This window comes from Pseudomonas sp. GX19020 (assembly GCF_023371075.1).
Lineage (GTDB): Bacteria > Pseudomonadota > Alphaproteobacteria > Rhodobacterales > Rhodobacteraceae > Pseudogemmobacter.
Genome location: NZ_JAMCCR010000001.1, coordinates 198291 through 218290 on the forward strand (window position 1 = coordinate 198291; position 20000 = coordinate 218290).

The window sequence follows — 20000 nt, forward strand, 5'->3', positions numbered from 1 at the left end:
CTCATTCCGCCGCAGAGGCCGGGGTCAGCAGCATCACCCCCGCCGCTGCCGCATGGGCGAGGTCCGGGTCCAGCGACATCGGGATATATTCGCCGCGCCGCCACAATTCGCCCAGATCATCATAATGGCGCGACAGCGGGTGCCCCGACTGTCCGGTTGCCGTGATGAAGATCGAGCTGTCAGGGTCGGCGAAATCATAGACCCCACGATAGCCGGCGCCATGGACGTTCAGATAGGGTTCCGGCCCCGATCCCTTGGTCACACCGCGCATCAGCGTGTCATCGCCTCCGGATGTCGACTGGCGGATATTCACGAACCACCTGACAAAGGGAATATTTCCCAGCACCGGATGGTCATGCGTCGCCTGATGCGCATCGCCCCATCGCCAGCTTTCGATATTGCGCCCATAGGTCTCGCTCAGCTCGATCAGTGCCTCGTCCAGCGCCATCCGCGCCATATCGGTGCAGGTCTCGACCGGAGCCGATTGCACCACATCACACCAGACCGCCGCACCATCGATATTGCGATAGACGCGTTCGAGGAAGACCGGGTCGATGCGGCGGAAATTCTGCGCAAGCGGCCCGAGTTCATCGCGGATCAGCCGATCCATCAACACCCTGAGCCAGGCTTCGGCGATCAGCGGTTCGGGCGCATGTTCGCTCATCTCGCCATTCCAGGCCGCCAGCAGCTTGAGCGCGCGCTGGCGGAATTCCTCTGCTGTACCCGTTTCTGCCGCCCCGCCGGTGAACCACAGATCCGCCCCGATCAGCGGCAGCAACAGCCGCGCCGTCGGGTTCATCGTATCGAGCTGCGCCTCCATAAAGCTTTCGCGGGTATGGACCTCGCGGGTGCGGATCAACGCGAGCCAGGCCTGGATGCGCTGCGTATCGCCCCAGGTAAAGCTGACATGATTGGGGAAGGGGCGGTCGACAGTCTTATTATTGGTGTTCCCCAAAATGCCCTCGGGCGGGTTCACGAAGCGCGGATTTTCCTCATAGGGGAAGATCCCCTTGAAGCCGGTGGCCTCGACCCAGCCGGGCGATGGCATCCGACCCTGGCTCGGATGGGCCGCGTCACGGATCGGCATGGCGCCGATCAGCTGCATCGCAATGCCGTCTTTTCCCGCGAGCATCAGGTTCTGCGCCGGTGCGACATAGAGCCGCCCGGCCTCGATCGCATCCGCGACCGTGTTGGCCGACATCAGCCGCACGGCGGCCGTCATCGAAGTATCTGCCGGGGAAAGCGCAGTCCAGGACATCACAGCGACATGGCCGGTGGGTGTCACCGATTGCAGGTCATATTGCTTGCCCGAAAGCACCGGGCCATTTCTGGACCAGCGCAGGGTCAGCGTGATCGGCGCGCCGTCCTTGACCCGCACCACGCTCTGGCGGGTGATAAAGCGCTCATATGTGCCATCGGGGAGCAGATATTCTTCCTGGTTGTCCGGGTTCAGCTTTTCGATGACGATGTCCTGGTCATCGAGATAAGCCGTCGTCAGGCCCCAGCCGAGTTCTTCGCTGCGCCCGATCATTACCACCGGAATGCCGGGGATCGTCGCGCCGATCACGCCGCCTTTTTGCAATTCCAGCCGCGCCAGATACCAGATCGTCGGCGCGGTAAAGCCCAGATGCGGATCATTCGCCAGAAGCGCACCGCCCGCAGCCGAGCGTCCCGCCATCGCAGCCCAGGCGTTCGATGCGCCCGAAAGCGCCGGCTCCACCAGAGGCGACAATGGCCCGAGCGCGAAATCGACAGGCTTGTCGCCGGGCTGCACGCCGGGGATAAGGCTCGCGTAGTTGGGCGAGGTGATGCCTTTGGTCGGATCTTCCGGCAGGATATCGGCCAGCCGTTCGGGTGACAGCACCAGGGATGCGCGGGCGCGCAGGACTTCGCTTTGCCCCATACCGGTCAGTTGCAGCGCCATCAGCTTCAGGATCGCGATGGAATCGGCCGGCGCCCAGGCGGCGATCTCGGGGGCAAAAAACCAGAATTCCGGCGCACCACGCCCGCGCGCGCCCGTGTTCACTTCATTGATCCAGGCGTTCACCCCGGCCGAATAGGCCTCAAGCACCGCCAGCGTCTCGGGATCCTGCGCCTTCACCGATTCCAACGCGAGGCCGTAGAGATCGTAGCGCCGGATCAGCTCATCGACTGCCAGTGTCCGCTCGCCGAAAATTTCCGACAGGCGGCCCTGGGCCGTGCGGCGCAGCATGGTCATCTGCCAGAGCCGGTCCTGGGCATGGGCAAAGCCAAGTGCGAAATAGGTGTCATGATCGTTCTTGCCGAAGATATGCGGCACCGAGTCATTATTCCTGACCACCTCGACCGGGGCCGAGATGCCCTCAAGGGTGAAGCCCTCGTTGTAATCCACCAGCGAGCGCGACAGGAACCAGTAGCCGGTCAGAACGGCAAGGCCCGCAAGCAAAAGCAGCCCGGCGGTAATCCGCATCAGCCAGCGAAAGAGGGTGAGCATCCGGCCTGTCCTTGACGTCCTTGGTCCAAAGGGTTCCTAGTCCATCACGAAACCAAGGGCAATTCACGGCGACAGGAGCGGATCATGGCAAAGGTGGCATTTCTCGGGCTGGGGGTGATGGGGTACCCGATGGCCGGGCATCTTGCAGCGCAGGGTCATGAGGTGACGGTGTGGAACCGCACCGGGGCCAAAGCCGCATCCTGGGGGGCAAAGTTCGGCGGCCATGTGGCTCTTACCGCGAAAGAGGCGGCGTCGGGTGCAGAATTCGTCATGGCCTGTGTCGGCAATGACGAGGATCTGCGCGAGGTCTGTCTGGGCGAAGAAGGCGCTTTTGCCGGTATGGGGAAGGGCGCGATCTTTGTCGATCACACTACCGTTTCGGCGAAGGTGACACGCGAGCTGGCAGAGATCGCGGCGGCGCGCGGCTTTGGTTATGTTGATGCGCCGGTCTCGGGGGGCCAGGCGGGGGCCGAAAATGGTGTGCTTTCGGTTATGTGCGGCGGGTCTCAGGCCGATTACGACCGCGCGGCCCCGGTGATCGACGCCTATTCCCGGATCTGCCGCAGGATCGGCGATGCGGGGGCAGGGCAGCTTGCGAAAATGGTCAACCAGATCTGTATCGCGGGGCTGATGCAGGGGCTTTCCGAGGCGCTGGCCTTCGGATCGAAGGCCGGGCTTGACGGCAAAGCCGTGGTCGAGGTGATCTCGCAGGGCGCTGCGGGCAGCTGGCAGATGGTGAACCGGCATCAGACCATGCTGGAGGACCGGTTCGATTTCGGTTTTGCCGTCGACTGGATGCGCAAGGATCTGAACATCTGCCTGGAAACCGCCGAAGAGATCGGCGCAAGCCTGCCGGTGACCGCACTGGTCGATCAGTTCTACAAGGATGTGCAGCTGATGGGTGGCGGCAGGAATGACACGTCAAGCCTGATCCGCCGCCTGCCGCGCTGAGCGGCGTCGTGCCTTGCGCCGCAGGATCAGATGCAGCGCAAGGCCGACCCCGGCGATCATTATCAGCATCATCCCCAGATGCATCCCGTGGAGGCGCCCCAGCATAAGATAAACCGCGCGCCCGAAATGATAGCCAAGTGCGGTGAACAGCATCGCCCAGATCGCGCAGGACAGCGCATTCAATGCGGTAAAGCGCCGCCATCCCATCGCGGTCTGCGCCAGCAGGACCGGCCCGACGATCCGCGTCCCCGGCACAAAGCGGAAGGCAAGCGTCAGCCCGTCCGGATGGCGCGAGAGCCATTGATGCAGCCAGTTCGCCTTTGTCCTGTCAGCCATCCGGCTCAGCCAGCTGCCGATGCGCCCCTCGCGCGGCATATGCCGGGACAGCAGGAACCAGATCTGATCGGCAAGGAAGGCGCCGGCGAAAGCGGCCAATGCAGTCAGCGCCCAGTGGCTCAGCCCGTGATGGGTGATGACGCCGCCAAGAATGGCGGCGGTTTCGCCTTCGAAAAAGCAGCCCCAGAAGACCGCGACGAGACCCCAGCGGGACAGGAGGCCCTCAAGGGTCATCGCAGATCAGGGAATGATGCGGGTATATTTGACGCCCGCAAGCGTTGCGCCCGCAATCAGCCCCTGCTGGCCGAAGATCAGCGCGATCACCGGGTCGCTTTCGGTGGTGGCCTTGCCGATCGAGGCGCCTTCCTCGGGCGTGGCATAGCGCAGATCCGCCGAGGCGGCCCAGCCGGTTGAGCGGCGGAAATCCTCCAGCGCGTTCGGCGTCATGTAGAACAGCGCATGGGCATATTGCTGCGCGCCGATCTGCAGGCCGACACTGGCCTTGGTCGCGGAATAGTAATCCACCGTCGCGCCCTGGATCCTGAGCGCGCCGCGCCCGAAAGCGCCGCCCCAGACCAGACCGGCCTCGGTCATCAGCGGCATATAAAGCACGCCATTGGCGCGCGACGCCAGCTCACGCGTGCCGGGGTAACGGCCGAAGAGATAGTTCTGCGTCGCATCCACCCGCGCGTCGATCTGCGCCGCACCATTCGAGCCGACACCATTGCCGCAGGCGGCGGTCAGCAGCGTGGCCGAGCCGGCTCCGGCCAGCATTGCGCGTCTTGTGATCTTTTCCATGGCTCTGCCTTCAATGATTTTTGCCGGCATATCCGGCCGAGGCTCTGCGGCCCCATTCCCGCTGAATCTAACGGCGGATCTGTGATTTGTCATCGGTTATGCGCAATTATCCCCGGTATCGGCGGCATTTCCCGCCGATCCTGCTCGCTCCGGCGGTCAGCCGCGCAAAAGCCGGGCGGCTTCCGGCGCGAAATAGGTCAATACGCCGTCACATCCGGCACGGCGGAACGCCATTAGGCTTTCCAGCATCACTTTTTCGCCATCGATCCAGCCATTCAGCGCCGCCGCCCGGATCATCGCATATTCGCCCGAGACCTGATAGGCGAAGGTCGGCGCTCCAAATGCCTGTTTCACGCGGTGGCAGATGTCGAGATAGGGCATTCCGGGCTTTACCATCACCATATCGGCGCCCTCGGCCAGGTCGCGGGCCACCAGACGGATCGCCTCATCGCCATTGGCCGGGTCCATCTGATAGGTCTTCTTGTCACCGACCAGCCGCCCCGATGCGCCCACCGCATCGCGGAACGGGCCGTAAAAGCCGCTCGCATATTTCGCGGCATAGGACATGATCGAGACATTCCGGTGGCCTGCGGCCTCGAGACCGGTGCGGATCGCGCCGATCCGGCCATCCATCATGTCGGATGGCCCAAGGATATCCGCGCCCGCCTCGGCCTGGGCCAGCGCCATTTTCACCAGCGCCGCGACCGTCTCGTCATTGATGATCTCGCCATTCACGACGAACCCGTCATGCCCGTTGGCATTATAGGGGTCGAGCGCGATATCGGTCATCACCGCCAGATCCGGGATCTCGCGTTTCAGCGCCCGGATCGCGCGATTGGTCAGATTTTCGGGGTTCCACGCTTCTTCGCAGGTCTCGGTGCGCAGGGCCGCGTCGGTATAGGGAAAGAGACAGATCGCGGGGATCCCGAGCTTTGCGGCCTCTTCTGCGTGCACAAGCAGCCTGTCGAGCGACAGCCGGTTCACCCCGGGCAGCGAATGGATCGGCTCTTCGACACCGGTGCCCTCGCGGATGAAGACTGGCCAGATCAGGTCATTCACGGAAAGCTCATTCTCGCGCGTCAGCGCACGAAGAGCTGGCGTCCGGCGGATGCGGCGGTGGCGGGTGGCGGGGAAATCGGCCTGAATCGGGTGCATATCGGATCCTGCAGGATGGCGGCACGGTCACAGATCGCGCCGGACAGGCTGCCTTGCTTTGTGTCTCTCGTCCTTGGGGCTTGCGGCCCGTGCCCTTGCCTGCCATGGAATGGGGCGGGTCTTCAAGCGAGACCCGTCGGGATCGGCATCGGACAGACGAAGGATTCTTCGCGCTTGGAGCTTTACGGCATTCTCTCTGAAGTGATCGACCTGCGATCCTTCTCTAACCTGTGGTACTGGATTGTCCTGGCGGTGCTGTGGTCTTCGGCCAGTCACTGGGTTCTGGGCGTGCCCTATGACCTGATCACGCGCGGGCGCCGTGTCGGCGGTCAGGCGCAGCTCGATGTCGAGGCCATGGTCGCGATCAACAGCCGCCGGATGCTGAATGTCACCCGTACCGCTGCCGTTCCATTGTTCTTCGGCGTGGCCTTCTTTTTCACCACGCTCGCGATGCTGGCCTTCTGGTACTGGCTTGAATTCGCCCAGGCGCTGTTCTTGCTGACGGTCTGGCTGGTACCGGTGGGGTGGATATCGCTCTGGACCGCGCTCAGGATCGAGGCGGGCGAGAATATCGGCGAGGCGCTCAACCGTCGCCTGATGATCCTGCGCCGCCTGGTGCAGGTTCTGGGGATGTTCGCAATCTTCATCACCTCGCTGTTCGGCATGTGGCGCAACCTGTCCTATACCGTTTTCCACTGACTTCTGATGAGTTTACCTGACCTGCCATGACCACACGTCTGCCGATCATTCTCGGAGGCGCCCCCGAGGGCTATGACGGGCACCTGCTTGCGCGTGAGCTTGAGCGCGGGGCGCCGGTAATTTTTGTTGCGCGCGATGACAAGCGGGCCGAAGCGATGCGGGTCGCGCTCGCGGCTTTCGCGCCGGGCGTGCCGGTCCTGAGCTTCCCGGCCTGGGATTGCCTGCCCTATGACCGGGTCTCGCCCAATCCCGAGACATCTGCGCGGCGCATGTCGGTGCTGGCGGGGCTGGCCGATGGCATGGCGGGCGCCTTTGTCCTGATCACCACGCTGAACGCCGCCACGCAGCGGATTCCGGCACGCGAAGTGGTGCGGGCATCTTCGTTCCAGGCGAAGCTCGGCGACCGGGTCGATGAAAAGCGGCTCAGGGATTTTCTGGCCCGGATGGGGTTCACGCCGGTTTCGACCGTGGCCGAAACCGGGGATTACGCGCTCAGGGGCGGTATCGTCGATATCTGGCCGCCCGGGGTTGGCGGACCGGTGCGGCTGGACTTCTTCGGAGATCAGCTTGACGGCATCCGCCGCTTTGACGCGACCAGCCAGCGCACCACGGAAAAGCTGAAATCGGTCGAATTCGCGCCGATGTCCGAGGTGATCCTTGACGAGGCTGCGATCAGCCGGTTCCGACAGAATTACCGGGTGGAATTCGGCGCCGGTGGCTCGGATGATCCGCTTTACGAGGCGGTCAGCGCCGGGCGCAAACATCAGGGGATGGAGCATTGGCTGCCCTTCTTCCATGAGCGGCTGGAGACGGTGTTCGACTACCTGCCCGACGCCACCGTGATGCTGGATGACCAGGTGGTCCCGATGCAGCTCGCCCGCTGGGAGGCGGTCGAGGATGCCTATGACGCCCGCACCGACGCGATGGCGGCCCGGGCAAAGATGGACAGCCCCTATAAGCCGGTGCAGCCGCAGGGCCTCTATCTGGATGAGGATGCCTGGAAGGCCGCTTTGATCAACCGGCGCGAGATCCGGCTGTCGCCGCTGGCGCAAAGCCCGGGGCCGTCGGTGCTGGATGCGGGCGGGCGGGCAGGGCGAAGCTTCGCCCCCGAACGCCAGCAGGAAAGCATCAATCTGTTCGAGGCGCTGGCCGATCACATCCGCGCGCTTCGCGGTGATCGCCATGTCGTGCTGGCCTCCTGGTCGGAAGGCGCGCTGGAACGGCTGCGCGGGCTTTTGTCGGATCAGAAGATCGCGACCGAAACGATCCGGGATCTGCGCGCCATCGAAAAGCCGCCCGCAAAAGGCGCGGGCCATGTGCATCAGATCATATGGGCGCTGGAGGCGGGCTTCACCGCCAGGGGCCTTGCCGTCATCTCGGAACAGGATGTACTGGGCGACCGCCTGATCGGGAAACCGGCCCGCAAGCGCAAGGCCGAGAATTTCCTGCGCGAGGTCGACAGTCTTGCCGTGGGCGATCTGGTCGTCCATGTCGAACATGGCGTCGGGCGATATCTGGGGATCGAGACCATCACCGCGCTTGGGGCCCCCCATGCGATGGTGATGATCGAATATGCCGAAGAGGCAAAGCTTTACCTCCCCGTAGAGAATATCGAACTGCTGTCGCGCTACGGCCATGAAGAGGGGCTTCTGGACCGGCTTGGCGGCGGTGCCTGGCAGGCGAAGAAGGCAAAGCTCAAAGAACGTATCCGTGAGATCGCCGACAAGCTGATGCGGGTCGCGGCAGAGCGGATGCTGCGTTCGGCCCCGATCCTTGAGGCGCCACATTCGGCATGGGAGGCCTTTGCCGCCCGTTTCCCCTGGCCCGAGACCGATGACCAGCTTTCGGCGATTGCCGATGTGGTGGCGGATCTTGAAAAGGGCTCGCCCATGGACCGGCTGATCGTCGGCGATGTGGGCTTTGGCAAGACCGAGGTCGCGATGCGCGCAGCCTTTGTGGCGGCGATGGCGGGGATGCAGGTCGCCGTGATCTGCCCGACCACGCTGCTCGCGCGCCAGCATTACCGCAGTTTCGCCGAACGGTTCCGGGGCTTTCCGCTGAATGTGCGCCCCCTGTCGCGTTTTGTCAGCGCGAAAGAGGCGGCAGAGACCCGCAAGGGTCTCGCAGAGGGCGGCGTCGATATCGTCGTCGGCACCCATGCGCTGCTGGCGAAAGGGGTCTCGCTGAAAAACCTTGGCCTGCTGATCATCGACGAGGAACAGCATTTCGGCGTGTCGCATAAGGAACGCCTGAAAGAGATGCGCTCCGAGGTGCATGTGCTGACGCTGACGGCGACGCCGATCCCGCGCACGCTGCAACTGTCGCTGACCGGGGTGCGCGATCTTTCCATCATCGCAACACCGCCGGTCGACCGCCTGGCGATCCGCACCTATGTCTCTGAATTCGACACGGTGACGCTGCGCGAGGCGCTGCTGCGCGAACGCTATCGCGGCGGGCAATCCTTCTTCGTGGTGCCGCGCGTTTCCGACATTCCCGAGATCGAGGAATTCCTCAAGGCGCATGTGCCGGAAGTGTCTTACGTCATCGCGCATGGCCAGCTGGCGGCGGGCGATCTCGATGAGCGGATGAACCAGTTCTATGACGGGCGGTTCGATGTGCTGGTGGCGACGACCATCGTTGAATCCGGTCTGGATATCCCGACCGCGAATACGATGATCGTGCATCGCGCCGATATGTTCGGGCTGAGCCAGCTTTATCAGATCCGGGGGCGGGTGGGCCGCTCCAAGACCCGCGCCTATTGTTATCTCACGACGCGGCCCCGGATGATCCTGACACCGCAGGCCTCGAAACGGCTGAAATTGCTCGCGAGTTTCGACAGTCTCGGCGCCGGGTTCAACCTGGCCAGCCACGACCTCGACCTGCGCGGGGCCGGCAATCTGCTGGGTGAGGAACAGTCGGGCCATATCCGTGAGGTCGGCTATGAACTCTATCAGCACATGCTGGAAGAGACGATTGCAAAGCTGAAATCGGGCGAGATTGACGGGCTGGCGGATGTCTCGGATGACTGGTCACCGCAGCTGAACCTCAATGTGCCGGTGATGATCCCGGAAACGTATATTCCCGACCTGGATATCCGGCTGGGGCTTTATCGCCGTCTGTCGGGGCTGAGCTCAAAAGTCGAGCTGGAGGGCTTTGCCGCCGAGCTGATCGACCGGTTCGGCGCGATCCCGAAAGAGGTGAACACGCTCATGCTGATCGTGCGCATCAAGGCGATGGCGAAAAAGGCGGGGATCAACCGGCTGGATGCCGGGCCGAAAGGCGCGACGCTGACCTTCCAGAATGACCGATTTGCCAATCCGGCGGGGCTGGTGGAGTTCCTGAAAGCCCAGGGACCGGCCGCGAAGGTGCAGGGCAATAAGATCGTGCTGCTGGGCGAGATGAAGACCGAAGCCGAGCGGATCCGGGGGGCTTTCGCGATTGCCCGCGATCTTGCGGAAAAGGCGCGCGGTAAGTAACCGCGCGCCTTTTGATTTACGTATTTCCGGCGGAAGTATTTGACCGGGTGGAAATGGCTGACCCCTGCGCAGGGTCAGCGTTTCGCCAGCCGCATCAGGGCGAGGGCGAGGCCGAGGAAGACCACCGAACCTGCCACCAGCGGCAGATGGCTGCCGGAAAAGCTCTGCGTGACCGGCAACGAGATGATCACCGACAATACGGTCGAGACCCCCGCCATGATCGAGGCGGCAAAGCCTGCGATATGGCCCACCGGCTCCATCGCGAGGGCGTTGAGATTGCCCATCGTCAGGCTCATCATGCAAAAGAGGCTGATGATCCAGACCATGAACAGGGCGAATTCCAGTTCCTGTGGCAGGGCGACCCAGAGCAGCGAGGCCAGCACGAGGACCGAGACCAGCAGAACCCCCGAAAAGGTCAGCGTGATCACGCGGCGCATGCCCACGGTCATCACGAGACGCGCATTGGCAAGCGAGCCCATCGCCGAGAAACCGGCCGCCAGCGCGAACCAGAGCGGGAATTCCGCGCCGCGCTCGAAATGCTGCTCGAAAACCGGCGAGATCGAGGAAAGCAGCGAGACCAGCACCGCCATCACCAGCGCCTGGATCAGGATCGTCACCACCACGACGCGATGCGAGAACATGTCCTTTGCCGAAGCGATCAGACGGGGCATATTCAGCGGGATGCGGTCGCTCACCGGCAGGGTTTCGGGCTGACGCAGGCCAAGCCAGACAAGGCTGACCAGTGAGAATAGCACGAAGACAAGGAAGATCGCGTGCCAGTCGGCAAGATGGATCACGGCCTGACCCATCAGGGGGGCAATGGCCGGGGCGACCATGAAGATCATCATCGCAAAGGACATGATCCGGGCCATTTCACGGCCGCTATACATGTCGCGCACCATGGCAAGCGAGACCGTGCGCGGGCCGGCGGCGCCGATGCCCTGAACCACACGGGCCACGATCAGCATTTCGAGCGAGCCGGCGAAGTAGCAGACCAGCGAGGCTGCACAATAGACCGCGCCGCCGATCATCATCACCGGTTTGCGGCCCCAGGCATCAGAGAGCGGGCCCGAGACAAAAGTGCCCAGCCCCATCCCGAGGAAGAAGGCGCCGATGATCAGCATGGCGCGATTGGGCGCCTCGGGAGAGAGGAGCTTCCCGATATCGGTTATCGCGGGCAGCATCGCGTCGATGGACAGCGCGATGGTCGCGAAAAGCATGGCAATCAGCGCGATGAATTCGGGCTGGCTCAGCGCCGGTTTCGCGTGATTGGGGCCAGTAGCGCGCGGGCTGTTCGGAGTTTTCATATTTCGGTCTTTGTTATTTCCTGGATCACATTCCCCCAAAATTCAGGGGGTTGAGCTCCGTTTACGACATATTGCTGTGCGACGAGGAAGGTGGGCACCGCGTTCACACCTTTGCGGCGCGCCTCGCCTTCGCGGGCGATCAGCTCTGATTTATCGGCATCCGACTGCAAAAGCCGCAGCGTCGCCGCCCGGTTCATGCCGGCGCTGGCGGCGATATCAGCCAGCACTTCGGCATCACCGATGTCACGGCCTTCGTCCCAGTAGGCCTGGAGGATGAGGGTGACAACCTCATGCTGCACGCCTTCGATCCCGGCCCAGTCGATCAGCCGATGCGCGTCAAGCGTATTGGGAATGCGTGACGGGCGGTCGGGGTCGATCTCTCCCCCGGCGTCACGGGCCACCTGGCGCAGACGTTCATTGACCTCGTTGACCTTTTCCTCGCCCCCGAAACGGGCAGCGAGATAGCTGCGCTTGTCGACGCCTTCGGCGGGGATGTCGGGGTTCAGCCGGAACGGGTGCCATTGCAGGCGGAACGGATGCCCGGGTGCGGCGGCAAGCGCACGTTCGAGGTTCTGCATCCCGATATGGCACCAGGGGCAGACGGGGTCGATGAAGATGTCCAGCCTGACGTCAGGCCGGGTTACGTCGATGGTCATGTTGAGGCTTTCCGGCTCGGGGGGGAATGAAAACCCGTCTCCATACACAAGGCCACGAGACGGCGGCGGAGCACTTTGCCGGTCGGACCACGCGGCAATTCCGTCAGCCCGAGGGATGAGAGCGGTATCCATGCGCGCGGGCACTTATAGCGCGCGAGGCGCGCGGCTGCAAAGTCATTTGCGGTGCGATCAGACACAGCCTCGCCTGCGTAAAAACACGCAATGATGCGGGTGCCGCTGCCCGGGGTGGCGCCTGGAGGCTCGATTTCAGCCACGGCCAGTTCGGTGATCCCGGGGAGGCCGGCCAAGGCGATCTCGACTTCGCGCGGGCTGACGCGGATGCCGCCTGCATTCATCATCTCGTCGGCGCGGCCCTGGTAATGGAAGGCGCCGGCCGCATCGGTTGCGACAAGATCTCCGGTGGTGAACCAGGCCCCTGACGGGGCAGCACTGCCCTCATAAGACAGCATGAGCCCCGGATCATCGGTTGCGATGGCGAGATGGCCGGTCTCGCCAGGGGCGACCGGCTGGCCGGCATCATCCAGCACCGCGATGCGGCGGCCGGGCTGGGGAAAGCCGCAGCTTCCCGTGGGGGCGGGGCGGGCGGGACTGCCGGAGAGAAAGGTCGAGACCTCGCTCATCCCGAGGGCTTCATGGATGTCGGTTCCGGTCTTCACCTGCCAGTCGCTGCGCAGGGCGGGGGGCAGTGCTTCACCGGCGCAAAGCGCGTGGCGCAGGCGCGGGAGCGCGGGCAGCGGCCCCCGCAGCAGGCGGCGGAAAATCGCGGGGACCGAGGCGAAGATCGTCGCATCATGGCGTCTGAGCACCAGAGCGAGCTGTTCCGGCGCGATATCCGGCGCCGCAATCAGCGCGGTCGCCCCGACCGTCCAGGGGTCCATCAGACCGGTTCCCATTGTATAGGTCCAGTTGAAGGCGCCCGAATGCAAAAGCCGGTCCTCTTGCCGCAGCCCCTCCCAGCCGTCATGCATCGGCTGGCGGCCGAGAATGGCGCGATGGGCGTGGCGCACCGCCAGCGGCGTGCCGGAAGTGCCTGAGGTGAAAACGATGTAAGCCTCGCGCCCGGCCGGGCCGTAATGCCAGTCGGCGGGGGGCAGGGTCTCGGGCGTGGGTGGCGGGGTCAGGCGGCGCAGCCCGTCGGGGCAGGCGATGCCTTCGCCGGCGATCACCGCCTGAGGGCTGACCTGCGCGGCCATGCGGGTGATTTCAGGCCCGGTCAGAAGGGGCGAGGTCGCGACGGGCACGAGGCCTGCCGCCATCGCGCCAAGATAGCAAAGCGGATAATCCGGCGTATTCCCCAGCCGCAGGAGCAGGCGGTCGCCGGACTGCAGCCCTTCATCGAGCAGCCAGCCCGCAAGCCCCCGGACCGAGGCGATCAGCCGCGCATAGCTCCAGCGTGTCGCACCCGTCAGGCTCAGAACCGCCAGCGCGACCTTGTCGGGCGTCGCCGCCCCGGCGCGCAGCACATGTTCTGCGAGGTTGAAACGGCTGGGGTCGGTATAGTCCATCATCGAGACGGCCTCCGGTGCGGGATGCGGGGGCAAAGCGGCTGCGTCCGGCATAATCCGCAGCCCGACCCGGTACAAGCCAGGGCGGGGGCTGTCACAGGCATGGGGGCTTAGTGCAACCGGAAGAAAATCAGCCCCGAAGTCGTGCCACAGCCCTGTGGCCGACACGCAGTCGGACGGCGCATGAAAGGGGATGGTCCCCGTGGTGTCGGGAAAGTCAGGAAACCGCTCTCCCAAAGGGCGCAGTCGTCGCATATGCGTTCAGGTCAGAGCCGGAAGGCCTTGACCGAAAGCGCCTCAGAACCAGCCCTGCACGGTGCGCGCGCCGCCCGAGACATCGTCGCCCACGCCCGCAACCGTGTTGCAGCCTGCAAGCCCTGCGACAAGCGCACCAAGAAGAAGAAGTTTTTTCATGATCTTACTGCCTTTCTGCCCAAAGGCCGGACCATCTGCGCGGTCCCGAACCCGATTTTCTGCACGAGAATATAGCCACTCAATCGGCCTGATACCACCATGTATCCGGCTGGAACCCGTTCCAGTCGCCATAGAGTGGGATTTTTGCCGGATAGCGCAGCTCTTTGCGATGCGCGATGCGGGCGCGGTCGGAATACCAGATCGGCATGACATAGCGCCCGGCCGTCATGATCCGGTCCAGCGCCCGGACGGCGGCCTGAAAGTCCTCCGGATTGTCGGCGCGCAACAGGGCCGCGATCATCGCGTCGGCGGCGGACGAGTTCATCCCCATCCAGTTGCCGCTGCCCGGGGTCGTGACGCCCCCCGAACCCCAATAGAGCACCAGCTCATTCCCCGGAGAAAGCGAGAGCGAGCGGATGTAATGGGTGACCTCGAAATTGTAATCCTTGGTGCGTTCGCGCATCTGCGCGGCGTCGATGATCGAGACCCGCGCCTCGACGCCCAGCTGTTTCAGCGCCTCGACCCAGATCGAGGCCACCGCGATCAGCTCGTCCTGGCCGACGCTCAGAAGGATCTCAAACCGGAACGGGGTGCCGTCGGCATCGCGCAACACGCCCCGGTCATCGACCAGCCAGCCGGCCTCTTCCATAAGCCGCGCCGAGCCCCTGAGCTTGCGGCGGTAATCGCGCTCATCACTGGCAAAGGGCAGCTGGTAGCCTTCCAGCGTCCCGGGCGTGAGGCTGTCGGCAAAGGGCTCCAGCAGCGCGCGTTCCAGCCCCCCGGCCGGGGTGCCGGGGATCATGCCAAGCGGCGAGTTCGAGAAATAGCTTTCGATCCGGGGCTGCACGCCGCCATTGATCACCTGATTGACGAACTCGAAATGGAAGGCCTGGATCAGCGCCTCGCGCACCCGCCAGTCCTGGAACAGCGGGTTGCGGGTATTGAACACGAATCCTTCGATCCCCGAGGGCCGGTGATGCGGGATTTCCGATTTCACCACATCGCCCGCAAGCCGCGCCGGGAAGTCATAGGCGGTCGCCCATTTCGAGGGGTTGGTCTCGCGGAAACTGGTGATGAAGCCGGATTTGAACGCCTCGAAAATCGCCTGAGGATTGGCGAAATACTCATAGCGGATCTCGTCAAAGTTCCACTGGCCCCGGTTGAAGGGCAGATCCTTGCCCCACCAGTCGGGATTGCGGCGATAGATGACACTGGTGCCGCGTTCGACTTTTTCGACAAGGTAGGGGCCGGAGCCGAGCGGAGGATCAAAGCTGGTCGCGGTGAAATCGCGCCCGTCCCAGCTCGCCTTTTTCAGGATCGGGCGCAGGCCGAGGATCAGCGGCAATTCACGGTCTTCGGTGGTGAAGGTGAACCGCACCTTGCGCGGGCCGGTCTGTTCGGCCCTGGCGATCTTTTTCCAGGCAGTGTGATAGCGCGGTGCGCCATCGGTCCCGAGCGTCTCGAAAGACCAGAGCACATCCTCGGGGGTCACCGGCGAGCCGTCGGAGAATCGGGCCGCCTCACGAAGGGTAAATTCTGCGTATGTCCGTGCCGAATCTGTCTCAACCGATTCGGCCAGCAGCCCGTAAAGCGAGAAGGGTTCGTCGTAATTCCGCCCCAGCAGCGTCTCGGTCACCAGGGGAGAGACGCTGACAACCGGCTGGCCCGAGGTGATGAAAGGATTAAGGCTGTCAAAGGTGCCGGGAAGCGCAATGGTGATCGCGCCCCCCTTGGGCGCATCGGCGTTGACCTGGGGCAGCGACACAAAATCAGGGGGGAGCGCGGGCTCTCCATACATAGCTATGCCATGCTTTGGTTCTGCAACTGCAGGGTGCGGCATCAAACCCGCCATAAGCAGGCCGGCAAGAGCCCCCATAAGAGCCGGGCTGCCGCGCATCGGTCGCAGGGGAGATTCGGTCGACATAGTGGAAACAATCCCTGGGCCGTCATGGTGTATTGGCGCGACCCTAAGCCGAGGGGCCAGGGTTTTCAAACTTTTAGCTTGGCCATCGGCGCAGAGAGGACTATATAAGACTCACTGCTCGATAGGTTTCTTGCCTGTATGAAACCTGCCTCAACGACTTAACGCCGGCCTAGCGCCGGCGTTTTTTTTGGCCCAAAGGCCATATGTGATGCAAGAGCGGGCAGCCTGAGAACACCATAGATTTACCAATCCTTGCTGGAATTCCCGGGTTCAGACGCTAGAGTTCCTTGCAGGTGCAGCATGGAGTATCGGGTCATGTATCTGAGGGAAAAACGCGCGGTGATCACCGGTTCGAATTCGGGAATCGGTCTCGGAATCGCTGAGGAACTTGCGAAGGCGGGGGCCGAAATTATCCTCAACAGCTTCACCGATCGCGCGGAAGATCACGATCTCGCGAAGAGTTTCACCGAAAGATTCGGGGTGAAGGCGCGCTATATCCAGGCCGATCTTTCCTCGGGCGCGCAGGCGCGGGCGCTGGTGGAACAGGCAGGCGGCTGCGATATCCTTGTCAACAATGCGGGCATCCAGCATGTGGCCCCGATCGATGAGTTTCCGGTCGAGACCTGGGACCGGATCATCGCGATCAATATGAACTCGGCCTTCCACACAACGGCGGTGGCGCTGCCGGGGATGAGGGCAAAGGGCTGGGGCAGGGTGGTCAATATCGCTTCGGCGCATGGGCTGACGGCAAGCCCGTTCAAATCGGCCTATGTCACCGCGAAACATGGGGTGGTGGGCATGACAAAGACCGTCGGGCTGGAGACCGCGGGGCAGGGAATCACCTGTAACGCGGTCTGCCCGGGCTATGTCCTGACGCCGCTGATCGAGGCGCAGATCCCCGACCAGATGAAAGTTCATGATATGGATCGCGACACCGTGATCCGTGAGGTGATGCTGGAACGCCAGCCCTCGCGCCAGTTCGTGACCACGGAACAGATCGGCGGCACCGTGGTCTGGCTGTGTTCGGATTATGCGTCCCAGGTGACCGGGACGACGATCTCGGTCGATGGAGGCTGGACCGCGCTTTAGGGCGTTACGACAGCACCGTGCGGGGCGCGCCCCGGATCCTGTACAGGATCCGGACCGTTTCCTCTACAGGAAACGGCGCTGACGCGGCGGCGGGATGTCAGGGCAGCTGAAAGAGGAGGATCTATGACGGCCATCAGCCTTGCATTGCAGGGGGGAGGCGCGCATGGCGCTTATACCTGGGGCGTTCTTGACCGGCTTCTCGAGGAGACGGACCTGGAGTTCGCTGCGATCAGCGGCACCTCTGCGGGGGCGCTGAATGGCGCGGCGCTGAAGGCCGGACTGGTTGCAGGCGGGCGCGAGGCCGCGCGCAAGCGGCTGCGCCGGCTCTGGGACGATATTGCGGATATCGGTGACTTTCGTGTTTTGCTGCCCTGGTTTCAGCCTTTCCTGCCAATGATGCGTATGGTCCAGGATGTGACCGAGGCGCTGATGCCCGTCAGCCCGCAGGGTATGGCGGCGCAGATCTACAGCCCCTATTCCTGGGGCTCGGCCTGGCGCAATCCGTTAGAGCCGGTCATCCGTGACCTCGATTTCAGCCATGTCTGCACCGCTGCCGGCCCCGCGCTTTTCATTGGCGCCACCAATGTCCGCACCGGCAAGGCCCGGATCTTCCGGGGCGATGAGATCACGCCCGAGGCGCTGATGGCCTCGGCCTGTCTGCCCTCGGTCTTCCAGGCGGTCGAGATCGGAGGCGAGGCCTATTGGGATGGCGGTTTCGCCGGCAATCCCTCGCTCTGGCCGCTTTATGACCGGGCGCTGCCCGACGATATTCTGATCGTGCATGTCAACCCGCTGCGGCGCGAGTCTCTGCCCGAGACGCCGCTCGATATCCAGAACCGGATCAACGAGATCAGCTTCAACGCGACGCTTCTGTCAGAGCTGCGCTCGATTGCCTTTGTCAGACGGCTGATTGCCGAGGGTCGTGTCCTGCCGGGTCAGATGAAGGATCTGCGCCTCCATATGGTACTTGACGATCCGCTGATGAATGACCTTTCGGCCAGTTCAAAACTGCAGCCCTCCGGCGCGCTGATTCAACGGTTGTTCGAGGCAGGCCGCACCTCGGGCGAGGGATTTCTGAACAATTGTTCGGATAAAATCGGACGCGCATCTTCCGTGGATCTGGCCGCCCTGTTCGGCTGAGGCTGCTTTACCGTGATCAGACCAGCTCTTTCGGGGTCGGATAGACCAGCCCGCCCGAGACGATCAGCTTGGCCGCATCATCCACGCCGGTCTCGTCAAGAATCACCAGTTCCCGCGTCGGCACAAAGATCAGCATGCCGCTGGTGAAGGGCGTCAGCCCGACAAACACCGCCGACATCTCGCCGCCCAGCGTCCCGAGACGCTCTGCGATCTCGCCTTTCGGCCGCGTCGAGATGAAACCAAGCGCCCAGGAGCCGGGGCGGGGAAACTCGACCAGACAGGCCTTGTCGAAACTGGTTTCTTTCTTGTTGAAGAAAGTTTCGGCCACTTGTTTGATCGCGCCGTAAACCGACCGGACCACCGGCATCCGGTCGACCATGGTCTCGGCTTTGCGGATGATCGAACGCCCGATCAGCCCCTTGGCGATCCAGCCGACCAGAATGGTGAAGATCAGGAAAACGAGCACGCCCACGCCGCGCACCGGGAATTCATATTCCGGCCCGAGATAGCGCAAAAGCACCGCATCGGGCTGCCAATAGGCCGGGATCAGCGGCAGAATCCAGCCGTCGATCCAGCCAATCACCGCCCAGACGAGGTAGAGCGTCAGCCCGACCGGCAAGACGACGACAAGGCCGGTGAGGAAACTGGCCCTGAGGCTTGCGAAAAATCCGCGCTTTTGGGGCGGAATGGGCAGGATCGGATCGGACATGCTAACTCCCTGATAGCGCTAATCTAGGGGGGGCTGCCCCCCCCGCGCAATGGGCGATCCGGGAAAATCCATACAGATCAGGCGTGTTTTACCGAAGTCGCCGTATTCCGGGAGGTGCGCCGGGCAGTGTTCAGCACCAGTCCGACATTCGCGGCCAGCGCGCGGGTGCCGGTCAGCTCACAGATCCGGTTGGGAAGGATGGGCGTCACCTGTTTTGCCGTGATGTGATACGCCGCGACCTTCGATCAGTGCGGCCTCGCCATGGGGCGTGCTCTCGGTCAGCGGGGTCTTATGTTCGGGCGGGATCGGGTTGACCACCAGCTGGCCGCCGCCACCGCGATTTGCGCCGGATCATCCATGCGCAGGGGCGCCTTCAGGCCCGGGTCGCGCGCTCAGAAGGTCGGCAGATCGTCCCGGCCAAAAGCGACCAGCGGCACACCGGCGCTTTCAGGATATTCCAGGGTCTTTGGCAGGTGGAGCTTCGCTTTGAGCCTGCCGCCACCACTGTCACCGGGGGCCGGGCGATTTCCTGGGGATCGGCAGAGATATCGAGACTGGTCTCGTCGCCGCGATGTACACCGCCGATGCCGCCCGTTGCGAAAGTGGTGATCCCGGTGGGACGCGCGCATATCATCGTCGCGGCCAGCGTCGTCGCGGCAGTGCCGCCCCGGACCACGCATGCCACGAGATCGGCGCGCGAAAGCTGCGTCACATCAGTGAACCGGTCAGGGGTGTCCAGTTCTGCCTCGGTCAGCCCGATATGGATACGCCCCGGGCACAGCCATGGTCGCGGGCACGGCGCCGGCGCCGGCGGCGCGGATGTCAGCCTCGGCCCTGGTGGCGGTCAGGAGGGTGACACGCATGGTCGCCTCGCGGGGCAGCCCGTGCAGTCCGGCCGAGATATGGGCGGCCATGAAAGTGTCGCCGGCGCGTATCACCCGGGTCACGAGGACATGCGGCGGGCAGACGGAAACGGTGGATCTCAAACGGCAGGCTTCGGCCGCCGCGGCCGCGCTGTCACAAGAAGCTCCTGCCAGCAGCCCGGCCTCTTCGGGATTGAGATAAAGCGTCGCGCCGGGATGGGCGAGCAGCGGGCGCAGCCTTCCGGCCTGGCCGGAGCGATCCTCAGATCGGCCTCGCGAAACAGGGGTGAGGTGGAGTTTTCCGCGAACAGCGCTTCGGTCTGATTGCCATCAGGCGCGATCATGCCGGTCCAAGGTGCGATCGCGGAGCCAGGCCGACTGTCTTCGAGAGTGGCAAGAAGACGTGAAGGCCGGTGCCAGCGAATGGGCTTCGGAGATGGCGGCGATCAGCCTGTTCGGAGCTTCGACCGCCAGATTGCGGTCG

At 63.6% G+C, this 20000-nt stretch carries 16 protein-coding genes; 5 read left to right on the forward strand and 11 right to left on the reverse strand.

From position 1 onward, the window contains the following. Position 1 precedes the first annotated feature (1 nt). Positions 2 to 2473 carry a penicillin acylase family protein gene (locus M3484_RS01040; protein ID WP_249495384.1) on the reverse strand — a complete coding sequence of 824 codons (2472 nt, stop codon included), beginning with the start codon at positions 2471 to 2473 and terminating at the stop codon, positions 2 to 4. Between the two features lie 84 nt (positions 2474 to 2557). Here M3484_RS01040 and M3484_RS01045 point away from each other — a divergent pair, with 84 nt between their 5' ends. Further along, on the forward strand, positions 2558 to 3424 hold the full coding sequence (locus M3484_RS01045) for an NAD(P)-dependent oxidoreductase (RefSeq protein WP_249495385.1): 867 nt from the start codon (positions 2558 to 2560) through the stop codon (positions 3422 to 3424). On the opposite strand, the gene M3484_RS01050 is transcribed toward M3484_RS01045, so the two are convergent. From M3484_RS01050 to hemB, 3 genes are all read right to left on the reverse strand, one after another. Further along, the gene (locus M3484_RS01050; RefSeq protein ID WP_249495386.1) at positions 3395 to 3994 is read right to left on the reverse strand and encodes a DedA family protein; all 600 of its coding nucleotides are present in this window, start codon (positions 3992 to 3994) and stop codon (positions 3395 to 3397) included. The genes M3484_RS01045 and M3484_RS01050 overlap by 30 nt on opposite strands. 6 nt (positions 3995 to 4000) lie before the next feature. After that, positions 4001 to 4558 carry a lipid-binding SYLF domain-containing protein gene (locus M3484_RS01055; protein ID WP_092901718.1) on the reverse strand — a complete coding sequence of 186 codons (558 nt, stop codon included), beginning with the start codon at positions 4556 to 4558 and terminating at the stop codon, positions 4001 to 4003. Between the two features lie 156 nt (positions 4559 to 4714). Then, on the reverse strand, positions 4715 to 5713 hold the full coding sequence (hemB, locus tag M3484_RS01060; RefSeq protein ID WP_249495387.1) for a porphobilinogen synthase: 999 nt from the start codon (positions 5711 to 5713) through the stop codon (positions 4715 to 4717). A 174-nt stretch (positions 5714 to 5887) separates the two neighbouring features. On the opposite strand from hemB, the gene M3484_RS01065 reads away from it, so the two are divergent. Both M3484_RS01065 and mfd read left to right on the forward strand, forming a co-directional pair. Further along, positions 5888 to 6412 carry a hypothetical protein gene (locus tag M3484_RS01065; RefSeq protein WP_249495388.1) on the forward strand — a complete coding sequence of 175 codons (525 nt, stop codon included), beginning with the start codon at positions 5888 to 5890 and terminating at the stop codon, positions 6410 to 6412. A gap of 26 nt (positions 6413 to 6438) precedes the next feature. Further along, positions 6439 to 9888 (forward strand): transcription-repair coupling factor, encoded by a 3450-nt coding sequence (mfd, locus tag M3484_RS01070; protein WP_249495389.1) that lies wholly within the window; start codon positions 6439 to 6441, stop codon positions 9886 to 9888. A gap of 74 nt (positions 9889 to 9962) precedes the next feature. Here mfd and M3484_RS01075 read toward each other — a convergent pair whose 3' ends face one another. The 4 genes from M3484_RS01075 to M3484_RS01095 all read right to left on the reverse strand — a co-directional run bounded on the left by M3484_RS01075 (position 9963) and on the right by M3484_RS01095 (position 15589). Continuing rightward, positions 9963 to 11195, reverse strand: coding sequence for a multidrug effflux MFS transporter (locus M3484_RS01075; protein ID WP_249495390.1), 1233 nt, complete (start codon positions 11193 to 11195; stop codon positions 9963 to 9965). Then, complete coding sequence (locus M3484_RS01080) at positions 11192 to 11851, reverse strand: DsbA family oxidoreductase (RefSeq protein WP_092897892.1); 660 nt, start codon at positions 11849 to 11851, stop codon at positions 11192 to 11194. The genes M3484_RS01075 and M3484_RS01080 overlap by 4 nt, the downstream gene beginning before the upstream one ends. Next, positions 11848 to 13431 (reverse strand): class I adenylate-forming enzyme family protein, encoded by a 1584-nt coding sequence (locus M3484_RS01085; RefSeq protein ID WP_249495391.1) that lies wholly within the window; start codon positions 13429 to 13431, stop codon positions 11848 to 11850. Before M3484_RS01085 ends, M3484_RS01080 begins: the two co-directional genes overlap by 4 nt. Positions 13432 to 13870: 439 nt before the next feature. After that, the gene (locus M3484_RS01095; protein ID WP_249495392.1) at positions 13871 to 15589 is read right to left on the reverse strand and encodes an extracellular solute-binding protein; all 1719 of its coding nucleotides are present in this window, start codon (positions 15587 to 15589) and stop codon (positions 13871 to 13873) included. A gap of 441 nt (positions 15590 to 16030) precedes the next feature. On the opposite strand from M3484_RS01095, the gene M3484_RS01100 reads away from it, so the two are divergent. Both M3484_RS01100 and M3484_RS01105 read left to right on the forward strand, forming a co-directional pair. Further along, on the forward strand, positions 16031 to 16804 hold the full coding sequence (locus M3484_RS01100) for a 3-hydroxybutyrate dehydrogenase (protein WP_249495393.1): 774 nt from the start codon (positions 16031 to 16033) through the stop codon (positions 16802 to 16804). 123 nt (positions 16805 to 16927) lie between these two features. Continuing rightward, complete coding sequence (locus M3484_RS01105; protein WP_249495394.1) at positions 16928 to 17944, forward strand: patatin-like phospholipase family protein; 1017 nt, start codon at positions 16928 to 16930, stop codon at positions 17942 to 17944. A 16-nt stretch (positions 17945 to 17960) separates the two neighbouring features. On the opposite strand, the gene M3484_RS01110 is transcribed toward M3484_RS01105, so the two are convergent. From M3484_RS01110 to M3484_RS01115, 3 genes are all read right to left on the reverse strand, one after another. Continuing rightward, complete coding sequence (locus tag M3484_RS01110) at positions 17961 to 18653, reverse strand: DUF502 domain-containing protein (protein WP_092897882.1); 693 nt, start codon at positions 18651 to 18653, stop codon at positions 17961 to 17963. 77 nt (positions 18654 to 18730) lie between these two features. Continuing rightward, a complete protein-coding gene (locus M3484_RS23535; protein ID WP_283258257.1) occupies positions 18731 to 18862 on the reverse strand; it encodes a hypothetical protein in 132 nt (43 codons plus the stop codon). Between the two features lie 164 nt (positions 18863 to 19026). Beyond that, positions 19027 to 19479 carry a pseudouridine-5'-phosphate glycosidase gene (locus tag M3484_RS01115; RefSeq protein ID WP_349306258.1) on the reverse strand — a complete coding sequence of 151 codons (453 nt, stop codon included), beginning with the start codon at positions 19477 to 19479 and terminating at the stop codon, positions 19027 to 19029. Between the last annotated feature and the right edge of the window lie 521 nt (positions 19480 to 20000).

Excerpts from the sequence above, each read along its gene's own strand:
- M3484_RS01040 (WP_249495384.1), bottom strand. The coding sequence starts at position 2,473 with ATGCTCACCCTCTTTCGCTGGCTGATGCGGATTACCGCCGGGCTGCTT.
- M3484_RS01045 (WP_249495385.1), top strand. The coding sequence starts at position 2,558 with ATGGCAAAGGTGGCATTTCTCGGGCTGGGGGTGATGGGGTACCCGATG.
- M3484_RS01050 (WP_249495386.1), bottom strand. The coding sequence starts at position 3,994 with ATGACCCTTGAGGGCCTCCTGTCCCGCTGGGGTCTCGTCGCGGTCTTC.
- M3484_RS01055 (WP_092901718.1), bottom strand. The coding sequence starts at position 4,558 with ATGGAAAAGATCACAAGACGCGCAATGCTGGCCGGAGCCGGCTCGGCC.
- hemB (WP_249495387.1), bottom strand. The coding sequence starts at position 5,713 with ATGCACCCGATTCAGGCCGATTTCCCCGCCACCCGCCACCGCCGCATC.
- mfd (WP_249495389.1), top strand. The coding sequence starts at position 6,439 with ATGACCACACGTCTGCCGATCATTCTCGGAGGCGCCCCCGAGGGCTAT.
- M3484_RS01075 (WP_249495390.1), bottom strand. The coding sequence starts at position 11,195 with ATGAAAACTCCGAACAGCCCGCGCGCTACTGGCCCCAATCACGCGAAA.
- M3484_RS01080 (WP_092897892.1), bottom strand. The coding sequence starts at position 11,851 with ATGACCATCGACGTAACCCGGCCTGACGTCAGGCTGGACATCTTCATC.
- M3484_RS01085 (WP_249495391.1), bottom strand. The coding sequence starts at position 13,431 with ATGCCGGACGCAGCCGCTTTGCCCCCGCATCCCGCACCGGAGGCCGTC.
- M3484_RS01095 (WP_249495392.1), bottom strand. The coding sequence starts at position 15,589 with ATGTATGGAGAGCCCGCGCTCCCCCCTGATTTTGTGTCGCTGCCCCAG.
- M3484_RS01100 (WP_249495393.1), top strand. The coding sequence starts at position 16,031 with ATGTATCTGAGGGAAAAACGCGCGGTGATCACCGGTTCGAATTCGGGA.
- M3484_RS01105 (WP_249495394.1), top strand. The coding sequence starts at position 16,928 with ATGACGGCCATCAGCCTTGCATTGCAGGGGGGAGGCGCGCATGGCGCT.
- M3484_RS01110 (WP_092897882.1), bottom strand. The coding sequence starts at position 18,653 with ATGTCCGATCCGATCCTGCCCATTCCGCCCCAAAAGCGCGGATTTTTC.